The sequence below is a fragment of the Kitasatospora sp. MBT66 genome (assembly GCF_000710405.2).
Taxonomy (GTDB): Bacteria; Actinomycetota; Actinomycetes; order Streptomycetales; family Streptomycetaceae; genus Kitasatospora; species Kitasatospora purpeofusca.
The window spans coordinates 1011259-1022887 of the sequence record NZ_JAIY01000006.1 but is presented as its reverse complement, the minus strand read 5'-3'; the positions used below and the strand labels follow the sequence as shown (position 1 = coordinate 1022887).

Here is an 11629-nt window from a genome sequence, read left to right as displayed (position 1 = left end):
TTCGAGGCCGGTGTCGTCGAGCCGCAGATCGGCGAGGACGACGTCCTGATCCCGGTCGCGGGCATCCTGGACATCCTCGACAACTACGCGTTCGTCCGCACCTCCGGCTACCTGCCGGGCCAGAACGACGTCTACGTCTCGCTCGCCCAGGTCCGCAAGAACGGCCTGCGCAAGGGTGACGCCATCACCGGTGCGGTGCGCCAGCCCAAGGACGGCGAGCGCCGCGAGAAGTTCAACGCCATGGTGCGGCTGGACTCCGTCAACGGCATGGACCCGGAGAGCGGCCGCGGCCGCCCCGAGTTCAACAAGCTGACCCCGCTGTACCCGCAGGACCGGCTGCGCCTGGAGACCGACCCGGGCATCCTGACCACCCGGATCATCGACCTGGTGTCGCCGATCGGCAAGGGCCAGCGCGGTCTGATCGTCGCGCCGCCGAAGACCGGCAAGACCATGGTGCTGCAGGCGGTCGCCAACGCGATCACCCACAACAACCCCGAGTGCCACCTGATGGTCGTCCTGGTCGACGAGCGTCCGGAAGAGGTCACCGACATGCAGCGGTCGGTGAAGGGCGAGGTCATCTCCTCGACCTTCGACCGCCCGGCCGAGGACCACACCACCGTCGCGGAGCTGGCCATCGAGCGCGCCAAGCGCCTGGTGGAGCTGGGCCACGACGTGGTGATCCTGCTGGACTCGATCACCCGTCTGGGCCGCGCCTACAACCTGGCGGCGCCGGCCTCCGGCCGCATCCTGTCCGGTGGTGTCGACTCGACCGCGCTGTACCCGCCGAAGAAGTTCTTCGGCGCCGCGCGCAACATCGAGAACGGCGGCTCGCTGACCATCCTGGCCACCGCGCTGGTCGAGACCGGCTCGCGGATGGACGAGGTGATCTTCGAGGAGTTCAAGGGCACCGGCAACATGGAGCTCAAGCTCGACCGGAAGCTCTCGGACAAGCGCATCTTCCCGGCCGTCGACGTGGACGCCTCCAGCACCCGCAAGGAGGAGATCCTGCTCGGCGGCGAGGAGCTCGCCATCGTCTGGAAGCTGCGCCGGGTGCTGCACGCGCTCGACTCGCAGCAGGCGATCGAGCTGCTGCTGGACAAGATGAAGCAGACCAAGAGCAACGCCGAGTTCCTGATGCAGATCGCCAAGACGACCCCCGGGTCCAGCGACTGACCTTCCTCGGTACACGGACGAGCCCCGGCCCGCGCGAGCGGCCCGGGGCTCGCCGCATTCCGGGCCGGTGTTCGTTCCGGAGGTTTGTTCCAGACTTGGGACAGTCTGGACTCTTTCAGGCATCTTGTCCGATTTATTCTGGACCGTATGGCCGAACACAAGAGGGTCCCGAGCCGCCGCCGCAAGCTCGTGCGCGCGGCCGCCTGCGGGTCCGTCGCGCTCGTCGTCCTCGGCGCGGGGGCCGCCGGGTACGCGTACCTGCGGCTGGACGGCAACATCAAGAGCGTCGACATCGACGGCCGGCTCGGCACCTCCCGCCCGCCCACGGCCACCGACGGCTCGTTCAACCTGCTGGTACTGGGCTCGGACTCGCGGGACGGCGGCAACGCGGACCTGGCCGGCGGCGACACCGGCGGCACCGCCCGCTCGGACACCGCGATGGTGCTGCACGTCAACCAGGACCACTCGCGCGCCGACGTGGTCTCCATACCGCGCGACACCCTCGTCCCGCGCCCCGAGTGCACCGACCGGCAGGGCAGGGCGGTGCCGGCCGCCAAGCGCGCGATGTTCAACAGTGCCTACGAGGCCGGCGGCGCGGCCTGCGCGGTCAAGACCGTCGAGCAGCTCAGCGGGCTGCGGATGGACCACTACGTCGAGGTCGACTTCGCCGGCTTCGCCCGGCTCGTGGACGCGGTGGGCGGCGCCACCGTGACCACCACGGTGGCCATCCACGACAAGGACAGCGGACTGGACCTCCAGCCCGGCGAGCACCACCTCGACGGCAAGCAGTCGCTCGCCTTCGTCCGCACCCGGCACGGCGTGGGGGACGGCAGCGACCTCGGCCGGATCGAGCTGCAGAAGCAGATGGTGCGCTCGCTGCTCAAGCAGGCCGGCGGCGTGGGGCTGCTGACCAATCCGGTGAAGCTCTGGTCGGTCGGCGACACCCTGACCCGCTCGATCACCACCGACTCCGCGCTCGCCTCGGTGAACTCCCTGGTCGGCCTGGGCGAGCAGCTCAAGGGGATCGGGCCGGACCAGCTCGGCATGGTCACCCTGCCGGTGACGGCCGCCCCCGGCGACCCGGACCGGGTGGTCGAGCTGCAGCCGCAGGCCGACCAGCTCTGGGCGGCCCTGAAGGCCGACCGGCCGGTCCCCGAGAGCGTGACCGCCGCCCAGCCCTCGAACCCCGCCCAGGCCACCCCCACGGCCCCGGCGAAGGCGCCCGCGACCGCCCCGTCGAAGGCACCCAGCAAGGCGCCCACGACGGCGCCCACGACGGCACCGGCCCGGCACGGCTGAGCCCCGGGCGAGCCCCGGCCGGGTCCCGGCCCACCCCCGGCCCGCCCCCGCCGGGGTCCGGAATATCCCGGAGCGCCCCCCGGTTTGGGAAGAAGCGGCCGGTCCTGGCAGACTGGTCCGTCGGTCCCGGTTCACGAGCGGCGTCCCCGCCGCCGACCCGGTGCCCTCCCGAACACTAGGAGAACCCCTTGAAGTCCAACGCTCACCCCGAGTACGTGCTCACCCACGTGACCTGCACCTGCGGTGCCGAGTTCACCACCCGCTCGACCGAGACCAGCGGCGTGATTCGCGCCGAGGTCTGCTCGCAGTGCCACCCGTTCTACACCGGCAAGCAGAAGATCCTCGACACCGGTGGCCGCGTCGCCCGCTTCGAGGCCCGCTTCGGCAAGCAGCACAGCGCGAAGGCCTAGCGCTCCCTCGGCGCCGGTTCCCGGTGCCCCCGTACTCGTTCCGGGGGCATTGGGGACCGGCGCCGTTCGCGTCCCCCGCACTTTCCGCGCTCCGCGGTCCCCCTCAGATCCACCCACCGATCCCCGGGAAGAAGGCCACCCCCATGTTCGAGGCAGTCGAAGAGCTCCTCGTCGAGCACGCCTCCCTCGAGGCGAGGCTGGCCGACCCGTCCGTCCACGCCGACCAGGCGAACGCCCGCAAGCTGGCCAAGCGCTACGCGGAGCTGACGCCGATCACCCGGGTCTTCCGGGCCTGGCGCCAGGCCGGCGAGGACATCGAGGCCGCCCGCGAACTCGCCGCCGAGGACCCGGAGTTCCTCTCCGAGGTGAAGTCCGGCGAGGCCCGGCGCGAGGAGCTGACGGAGGAGCTGCGGCTGCTGCTGGTCCCGCGCGACCCGAACGACGACAAGGACGTCATCCTGGAGATCAAGGCCGGTGAGGGCGGCGAGGAGTCCGCGCTGTTCGCCGGGGACCTGCTCCGGATGTACCTGCGGTTCGCCGAGCGGATCGGCTGGAAGACCGAGATCATCGACTCCAACGAGTCCGACCTCGGCGGCTACAAGGACGTCTCGGTGGCCGTGAAGACCAAGGGCAACGCCGAGCCCGGCCAGGGCGTCTGGGCCCGGCTGAAGTACGAGGGCGGTGTGCACCGCGTGCAGCGCGTCCCCGCCACCGAGTCCCAGGGCCGCATCCACACCTCGGCGGCGGGCGTGCTGGTCACCCCCGAGGCCGAGGAGGTCGAGGTCGAGATCGTCGCCAACGACCTGCGGATCGACGTGTACCGCTCCTCCGGCCCGGGCGGCCAGTCGGTCAACACCACCGACTCCGCGGTCCGGATCACCCACCTGCCGACCGGTATCGTGGCGTCCTGCCAGAACGAGAAGAGCCAGCTGCAGAACAAGGAGCAGGCGATGCGCATCCTGCGTTCGCGGCTGCTGGCCGCCGCGCAGGAGGAGGCCGAGCGCGAGGCCTCGGACGCGCGCCGCAGCCAGGTCCGCACGGTGGACCGCTCCGAGCGGATCCGGACGTACAACTACCCGGAGAACCGCATCTCGGACCACCGGACGGGCTTCAAGTCGTACAACCTGGACCAGGTGCTGGACGGCGAACTGAACGCCGTCATCCAGTCCTGCGTCGACGCGGACGCCGCGGCCAAGCTCGCCGCGGCCCAACAGAACTGACACCGGGCGGCGGCGGGACCGACGTCGAGGCCGGAGAGCGGAAGCAAGAGGTCGTACGGATGAACCTGCTACTCGCCGAGGTGGCCCAGGCCACCCAGCGGTTGGCCGCGGCCGGCGTGCCGTCGCCGCGCTTCGACGCGGAGGAACTCGCCGCACACGTCCACAACGTCAGGCGCAGCCAGCTGCACACCGTGAAGGACGCCGACTTCGACGCCCGGTACTGGGAGGCGGTGGCCCGCCGGGAGGCCCGCGAGCCGCTCCAGCACATCACCGGCCGGGCGTTCTTCCGCTACCTGGAGCTGGAGGTCGGCCCCGGGGTCTTCGTGCCCCGGCCGGAGACCGAGTCGGTCGTCGAATGGGCCATAGACGCGGTTCGCGACATGGACGTGGCCGAGCCGCTGGTCGTCGATCTCTGCTCCGGCTCCGGCGCCATCGCGCTCGCCCTCGCCCAGGAGCTGCCCCGCTCCGTCGTCCACGCCTTCGAGCTGGACGAGGGCGCGCTGCCCTACACCCGGCGCAACATCGGCTCCTCGCCCGACCGCGCCCGGGTCACCCTGCACGAGGGCGACGCCACCCGGGCCTTCGAGGACGACCGCGCCTGGGACGGCCGCTTCGACCTGGTCATCTCCAACCCGCCGTACATCCCGCTCACCGAGTGGGAGTACGTGGCGCCGGAGGCCCGCGACCACGACCCGCAGATGTCGCTGTTCTCCGGCGAGGACGGCCTGCACACCATCCGCGGCATCGAGCGCGTCGCCGCCCGCCTGCTGCGCCCGGGCGGCGCCGTGGTGATCGAGCACGCCGACACCCAGGGCGGCCAGGTCCCGTGGATCTTCAACGAGGAGGCCGGCTGGACCGACACCGCCGACCACCGCGATCTGAACAACCGCCCGCGCTTCACCACGGCCCGCAAGGCCTCGCTGTGACCGAGCGGGCGACCGACGGGCACCGCGGCACGTCGGGGCGCCGCAGCGGCGCCGCCGGCACCGGCACGAGAACCAGTACGAGTACCAGTACCAGCGCCACCACGAGTACCAGCACCAGCACCACCATGAGCCCGTCCGGAAGGGGACCGCACCGATGAGCCGCCGCTACGACTGTGCCGATGCCGGGGACCGCGCCACCGGTCTGCGTGAGGCCACCTCTGCCGTCCGCCGCGGCGAACTCGTCGTGCTGCCCACCGACACCCTCTACGGGGTCGGCGCGGACGCCTTCTCCCCGGAGGCGGTGGCCGCCCTGCTCGCCGCCAAGGGCCGCGGCCGCAACATGCCCTCGCCCGTCCTGGTGGGCTCGCCGACCACCCTGCACGGCCTGGTCACGGACTTCTCCGAGCAGGCCTGGGAGCTCGTCGACGCCTTCTGGCCGGGCGGGCTCACCCTGGTCGCCAAGCACCAGCCCTCGCTGCGCTGGGACCTCGGCGAGACCCGCGGCACCGTCGCGGTCCGGATGCCGCTGCACCCGGTCGCCATCGAGCTGCTGAACGCCACCGGTCCGATGGCCGTCTCCAGCGCCAACCGGACCGGCGGCCCGTCCCCGGCCACCTGCGACGAGGCCCAGCAGCAACTCGGCGACGCCATCTCGGTCTACCTGGACGGCGGCACCGCCGACCACGCCCAGGCCTCGTCGATCGTCGACGTCACCGGCAAGGTGCCGGTGCTGCTGAGGGCCGGCGCGATCTCCGTCGAGCAGCTGAGGGAGGTCGTCCCCGACCTGGAGGCCGGCAGTTGACGGCCGCCTCCCTCCATGCCGGGCCCGGCATATCGCCGTACCTGAGCGTGGGACCCAGGCCGCTGGACCACTTCCGGATCCTGTACGTGTGCACCGGCAACATCTGCCGCTCGCCGATCGCCGAGCGGCTCACCCGGCGTGAGCTGGACACCCGGCTGAACCCCCGGGTGGCCGGCCGGATCCTGGTCGAGTCGGCCGGCACCTGGGGCCATGTCGGCGCGCCGATGGAGGACCACGCCGCCACGGTGCTGGACGAGTACGGCGCCGACAGCGGCGGCTTCACCGGCCGCGAACTGCTGGACGAGCACGTGGTCGAGGCCGACCTGGTGCTCACCGCGACCCTGGACCACCGGGCCCAGGTCATCTCGATGGGCCACGAGGCGGGGCTGCGCACCTTCACCCTGAAGGAGTTCACCCGGCTGGTCCGGACGATCGACCCGGGCACCCTGCCCGACCCGCGCCGCGGCGCCGACGTCACCGAGCGCGCCCGGGCCCTGGTCCGGGCCGCCGCGGCGCTCCGCGGCTGGCTGCTGGCCGCCGACCCCGAGACGGACGAGCTGCACGACCCGTACGGCGCGCCGATCGGCATGTTCCGCAACTGCGGCGAGGAGATATTCCACGCCGTCGACCCGGTGGTCACCGCCCTCACCGGGGTCCGCGCGCTGCACTGAGCGCCAGCCGGTCGCCGCGGCACCGCCGGCCGGGTCGCGCCGCTTCGTACGGCCGGGCGTACCCCGGCACGCGCCGCCGTGCCGGGGCGCGGGGGCGGTCCTACGCTGGAGGGATCCGACCCGACGCGCCCGGGAGCCCCCGCCATGACCGTCACCGATGCCGCGACCGGCCCCGTCGAGACCCCCGAGGCGCTCTCCGCCGCCCTGTTCCGGGCCGATCCCCAGCTGGCGGACCTGATGGCCGCCGAGGCCGAACGGCGGGCCGAGACGATCCAGCTGCTGGCGGGGGAGAACCTCACCGGCCCGGCCGTGCTGGCGGCCCTCACCGGCCCGCTGATCGACAAGTACGCCGAGGGCTACCCCGGCCGCCGCCACCACGCCGGCTGCTCGCTCGCCGACGCCGCCGAGCTGCTGGCGATCGACCGGGCCCGCGAGCTGTTCGCCGCCCCGCACGCCAACGTCCAGCCGCGTTCCGGCACGGCGGCGATGCTCGCCGCCTACGCCGCGCTGCTGCGGCCCGGCGACGTGGTGCTCGCGATGTCGCTGGAGCACGGCGGCCACCTCAGCTGCGGCTCGCGGGCCAACTTCTCCGGCCGCTGGTTCGACTTCGTCGGCTACGGGGTGCGCCGCGAGGACGGGCTGATCGACCTCGACCAGGTCCGCGAACTGGCCCTGCGCCACCGGCCGAAGGCGATCGTGGCCGGCTCCATCTCCTATCCGCGGCACCCCGACTGGGCCGCCTTCCGGGCGATCGCCGACGAGACCGACGCCTATCTGGTGGCCTCCGTCGCGCAGACCACCGGCCTGATCGCGGCCGGTGTCGCGCCGTCCCCGGTGCCCTACGCGGACGTCACCGTGGCGGCCACCCACAAGCTGCTCCGGGGCCCGCGCGGCGGGCTGCTGCTGTGCACCGCCGAGCTGGCCGAGCGGGTCGACCGGGCGGTGTTCCCGTTCAGCCAGGGCGGCGCCGCGATGAACGAGGTGGCCGGCAAGGCCGTCGCGCTGGCCGAGGCCGCCACCCCCGCCTTCCGGGCGTACGCCCACCGCACGGTGGCCGGGGCACGGGTGCTCGCGGACGGGCTCGCGGCGGTGGGCGCGCGCCCGTTGACCGGGGGGACCGACACCCATCTGGTGACCGCCGACGTCGGCGCGCTCGGCGTCAGCGGGGCCGAGGCGGAGCGCCGCTGCGCGGCCGCCGGACTGCTGTTCGGCAAGTGCGCGCTGCCGTACGACCCGGCGCCGCCGTCGGAGGCCTCCGGGATCCGGCTCGGGACCGGCACCGTGACCACGCAGGGCATGGGGGAGGCGGAGCTGGCGGAGATCGCCGCCCTGATCGGACGGCTGCTCGCCGGGGGTACGGACGTCCGGGTGGCGGAGCGGGTCGGGGAGCTCGCGCGGGCCTTCGCCGGGCGTCGCTGACCGCGCTTCCGAATCTCCTACCCGGTAGGGCGAACCGCGATGCGTGCCCCGGGCGTCCGACTCAATAAGGTGTGTGCCGTGGCGACGCACCTCGAACCTCGGACAGGCACGGGAGTACCTTCGGTACCCAACCGTCGGACAGCGCTGCGGGAGGCCAGTGGTGCGTGAGTATCTGCTGGTGCTGTTCTGCACCGCGGCGGTCACCTATCTGCTGACCGGCCCGGTCCGGAAGTTCGCCATCGCGGCGGGGGCGATGCCCCCGGTCCGCGCGCGCGACGTGCACCGCGAGCCGACGCCGCGGCTCGGCGGCATCGCGATGTTCGGCGGACTCTGCGCGGGCATCCTGGTCGCCTCCCAGCTCGACAACCTGAGCAAGGTGTTCTCCCAGGGCACCGACATCCGCGCGCTGCTCTCCGGCGCCGGCATCATGTGGCTGCTCGGCGTGCTGGACGACAAGTGGGGCGTGGACGCCCTGGTGAAGCTGGGCGGCCAGATGATCGCCGCCGGCGTGATGGTGTGGCAGGGCGTCACGGTGATCACCCTGCCGGTGCCCGGTGTCGGGCCGGTCGCGGTCAGTCCGACCCAGGGCATGGTCATCTCGGTGGTCCTGGTCGTCGTCATGGTCAACGCGGTGAACTTCATCGACGGACTGGACGGCCTGGCGGGCGGCATGGTCTGCATCGCCGCGATCGCCTTCTTCCTGTACTCGTACCGGCTCTGGTACGGCTACACGATCTCCGACGCCGCCCCCGCGGTGCTGTTCAGCGTGCTGCTGATCGGCATGTGCCTGGGCTTCCTGGCGCACAACATGCACCCCGCCCGGATCTTCATGGGCGACTCCGGCTCGATGATGCTCGGCCTGATGCTGGCCGTCGCCGCGATCTCCATCACCGGCCGGGTCGACCCCGACCTCATCACCAGCGAGCTGGGTTCGCAGACCGCCACCGTGCACGCCCTGGTGCCGATCTACATCCCGCTGCTGCTGCCGCTGACGGTCATCGCGCTGCCGCTGGCGGACCTGCTGCTCGCGGTGGTCCGCCGCACCTGGGCGGGCCAGTCCCCGTTCGCCGCCGACAAGCGGCACCTGCACCACCGACTGCTCCAGGTCGGCCACTCGCACAGCCGCGCCGTACTGATCATGTACTTCTGGGCCGCGCTGATCGCCTTCGGGACCGTCGCCTTCTCGGTCACCAACACCGGCCGGACCGTCGTCCTCACGCTGGCCGGGCTCTGCCTGGTCGGCCTGGTGGTGCTGCTCACCCCGCGGTTCCGGCCCCGGGCCCCGCGCGCGGTGCAGGCCTTCGTGCCGCCGCGCTACCGCCGCCGTCCGGTGCGCCGGACCGACGCCGCCCCGGTTGCGGAGAGCACCGGGAGCACCGAGGGCTCCGAGCTCACCGCCGAGTCGGCCGGGCGTACGAGCTCCGAGCCGATGGCCGAACTGTCGGCCGAGGACAAGCGCCTGCTCGGCGGAGTGCCCAAGGGATCGTCGGCGGTCACCGGCCGCGGACACGGCAACGGCCGCGGCCGTTGGGAGAGGTGAGGGCGCGTCAAGTGGCTTCACCCGATCGGCGGCACCCTTGGGCCATCGGTGTGACAGGTGCCACACATTCATGGTAAAGCTCTCATCAAATAGTTTGTGATACCGTTCACGAGTACCGAGAACACGCCGAAAGACCTGACAGGTGGATGACTTCCGTCCCTGGCAGGTCCCACTCGACGGGCTCGCCGTCGAGAGGTCGGCCTGCGGTGGTTTCCGGTCCGGTATCACCCACCGAGTTCTGTGCCCGTCCCCCCGCCACATCGACATGCCGCCGGAGCTGCCGACATGCCGTCCAACGACGCCCGGATCCTCCGAGGCGCCGCGATCCCCACTGCGGTCGCCGGAGTCATCGCGATGGCGATCTCCTTCGCCGTCGCGGGTGGCAAGGGCCTGCTCGGGGCTCTCTTCGGCGCCCTGCTCGTGCTGGTCTTCTTCGCCTCCGGCCAGGTCGCCCTCGACCGGCTGACCAGGTCGAACCCGCAGATGATGATGGCTGTCGGGCTGCTGGTGTACACCACGCAGATCCTGCTGGTCGGCATCGTGCTGGCGGTCTTCAAGAACACCGAGCTCTTCAACCGGCAGGCCTTCGCCTTCACCCTGCTGGGCTGCGTGCTGATCTGGACGGGCTTCCAGGTGCGCGGCTTCCTCAAGGCCAAGACCTTCTACGTCGAGACCGACGCCTCCGAAAACAAGGCCGAGAAGCCCTCGGACAAGGGGCGTCAACAGTGACGACCGCCCACTGTCCCCCCAACGAGGGGGGCGGTGTTTATGCCGCACTGACGGACTGCTATCGTCCGTCGCAACAACGGAGTACGGGAAGAGGCCAGGTCCATCCGCACCGCGGATCGATCGCCCCCCGGATCCGCGCAGTCTTCGATGATCCCGCTGTGGTGCAGTGCTCTGCCGCGCGGGGTCGGCGAGAAACCCATCAAGTTCCAGTGCCGCTCCGTGGCCCCAGGCCATGCCGACACACCGAGGTTGCCGTAACCATGCGTCACGACGAAGGAGTCCGTGGTGAGTGCTGAACTCACGTCCCTCGCCTCAGGCAGTTGCCACTTCGGGGACGCTGGCTGCGGCTTCCCGGCCCCGGGTCTGAACGAGTTCCAGTTCGAGCCGATTTTCACCATCGGCAGCTTCGAGTTCAACAAGCCGATGCTGCTGTCGATGATCGTGGCTGTCCTGGTCATCGGCTTCTTCTGGGCGGCCTTCGCGAAGCCGAAGCTCGTCCCGGGCAAGCTGCAGCTGGTCGGTGAGATCGGCTACGACTTCGTCAAGCGCTCCATCGTGCTGGAGACGATCGGCAAGCGGGGCGAGAAGTACGTCCCGATGCTCGTCTCGATGTTCTTCATCATCTGGCTGATGAACATCCTGTCGGTCATTCCGTTCGCCCAGTTCCCGGTGACCGCGGCGATCGCCTTCCCGGCCGGCCTCGCGGCCGTCGTGTGGGTCACGTACATGGGTCTGACCTTCAAGAACCACGGCTTCGTCGGTGGTCTGAAGAACCTCTGCTGGCCGTCGGGTATCCCGGGCTGGGTCATGTTCATCCTGGTGCCGATCGAGTTCTTCTCGAACATCTTCGTGCGCCCCTTCACGCTCGCGGTCCGAGCCTTCGCGAACATGTTCGCCGGCCACCTGCTGATCGTGATGTTCTCCATCGCCTCCTGGTACCTGCTCAGCCCGACCCTGGGCGCGCTGTACGGCTCGGCCTCGTTCGTCGTCGCCGTCGGCCTCACCGCCTTCGAGCTGCTGGTCCAGTTCCTGCAGGCCTACATCTTCGTGATGCTGGCCAGCAGCTACATCGCCGGTGCCCTCGAAGAGGCGCACTGAGCCCGGGCCCCTCACCGGGCCCGCCACGATCCACACCTCCCGGAATGCCCGGTGGCCAATCACCACCGGTTCACCACCCTGCAAAGGACAACTGCAATGAGCTTCCTCGCTGAGGGCACTGTCTACGGTTCCGTCGCCTCGATCGGCTACGGCCTCGCCGCCATCGGCCCCGGCATCGGCGTCGGTCTGATCTTCGGCAACGGCGTCCAGGCCATGGCCCGCCAGCCCGAGGCTGTCGGCCTCATCCGCTCCAACATGTTCATCGGCTTCGCGCTCACCGAGGCCCTCGCGCTGATCGGCATCGTCATGCCGTTCGTCTTCGGCAACAAGTAATCCCGCCGC

12 protein-coding genes are annotated in these 11629 nt (G+C 71.1%); all 12 read left to right on the top strand.

What is annotated here, in order from left to right:
- On the top strand, positions 1-1173 hold a 1173-nt coding region (gene rho / locus BI06_RS16945; RefSeq protein ID WP_063794980.1), incomplete at its 5' end, for a transcription termination factor Rho.
- Positions 1174-1320: 147 nt separating this feature from the next.
- Positions 1321-2472, top strand: coding sequence for an LCP family protein (locus tag BI06_RS16940; protein ID WP_063794979.1), 1152 nt, complete (start codon positions 1321-1323; stop codon positions 2470-2472).
- Between the two features lie 188 nt (positions 2473-2660).
- Positions 2661-2882, top strand: a complete 222-nt coding sequence (gene rpmE, locus BI06_RS16935) for a 50S ribosomal protein L31 (RefSeq protein ID WP_030392795.1) — start codon at positions 2661-2663, stop codon at positions 2880-2882.
- A 143-nt stretch (positions 2883-3025) separates the two neighbouring features.
- Positions 3026-4102, top strand: a complete 1077-nt coding sequence (gene prfA / locus BI06_RS16930; protein WP_030392794.1) for a peptide chain release factor 1 — start codon at positions 3026-3028, stop codon at positions 4100-4102.
- A 59-nt stretch (positions 4103-4161) separates the two neighbouring features.
- Positions 4162-5028, top strand: a complete 867-nt coding sequence (gene prmC, locus BI06_RS16925) for a peptide chain release factor N(5)-glutamine methyltransferase (protein WP_030392793.1) — start codon at positions 4162-4164, stop codon at positions 5026-5028.
- Positions 5029-5182: 154 nt separating this feature from the next.
- The gene (locus tag BI06_RS16920) at positions 5183-5830 is read left to right on the top strand and encodes an L-threonylcarbamoyladenylate synthase (RefSeq protein ID WP_030392792.1); all 648 of its coding nucleotides are present in this window, start codon (positions 5183-5185) and stop codon (positions 5828-5830) included.
- 47 nt (positions 5831-5877) lie between these two features.
- Complete coding sequence (locus BI06_RS16915; RefSeq protein ID WP_233290170.1) at positions 5878-6501, top strand: protein-tyrosine-phosphatase; 624 nt, start codon at positions 5878-5880, stop codon at positions 6499-6501.
- Positions 6502-6645: 144 nt separating this feature from the next.
- Entirely contained in the window at positions 6646-7920 is a 1275-nt protein-coding gene (gene glyA, locus BI06_RS16910; RefSeq protein WP_051741134.1) for a serine hydroxymethyltransferase, read from the top strand.
- Positions 7921-8080: 160 nt separating this feature from the next.
- Positions 8081-9460 (top strand): MraY family glycosyltransferase, encoded by a 1380-nt coding sequence (locus BI06_RS16905; protein ID WP_030392789.1) that lies wholly within the window; start codon positions 8081-8083, stop codon positions 9458-9460.
- 285 nt (positions 9461-9745) lie between these two features.
- Entirely contained in the window at positions 9746-10189 is a 444-nt protein-coding gene (locus tag BI06_RS16900; protein ID WP_030392788.1) for a hypothetical protein, read from the top strand.
- 285 nt (positions 10190-10474) lie between these two features.
- Positions 10475-11287: a F0F1 ATP synthase subunit A gene (gene atpB, locus BI06_RS16895; protein WP_030392787.1), complete on the top strand. Its 813-nt coding sequence runs from the start codon at positions 10475-10477 to the stop codon at positions 11285-11287.
- A 96-nt stretch (positions 11288-11383) separates the two neighbouring features.
- Positions 11384-11620 (top strand): ATP synthase F0 subunit C, encoded by a 237-nt coding sequence (gene atpE, locus BI06_RS16890; RefSeq protein WP_030392786.1) that lies wholly within the window; start codon positions 11384-11386, stop codon positions 11618-11620.
- Positions 11621-11629 lie beyond the last annotated feature (9 nt).

What these genes read in the sequence shown, in the direction of transcription:
- BI06_RS16940 (WP_063794979.1), top strand. Translation starts at nt 1,321, where the DNA reads ATGGCCGAACACAAGAGGGTCCCGAGCCGCCGCCGCAAGCTCGTGCGC.
- prfA (WP_030392794.1), top strand. Translation starts at nt 3,026, where the DNA reads ATGTTCGAGGCAGTCGAAGAGCTCCTCGTCGAGCACGCCTCCCTCGAG.
- prmC (WP_030392793.1), top strand. Translation starts at nt 4,162, where the DNA reads ATGAACCTGCTACTCGCCGAGGTGGCCCAGGCCACCCAGCGGTTGGCC.
- BI06_RS16920 (WP_030392792.1), top strand. Translation starts at nt 5,183, where the DNA reads ATGAGCCGCCGCTACGACTGTGCCGATGCCGGGGACCGCGCCACCGGT.
- glyA (WP_051741134.1), top strand. Translation starts at nt 6,646, where the DNA reads ATGACCGTCACCGATGCCGCGACCGGCCCCGTCGAGACCCCCGAGGCG.
- BI06_RS16900 (WP_030392788.1), top strand. Translation starts at nt 9,746, where the DNA reads ATGCCGTCCAACGACGCCCGGATCCTCCGAGGCGCCGCGATCCCCACT.
- atpE (WP_030392786.1), top strand. Translation starts at nt 11,384, where the DNA reads ATGAGCTTCCTCGCTGAGGGCACTGTCTACGGTTCCGTCGCCTCGATC.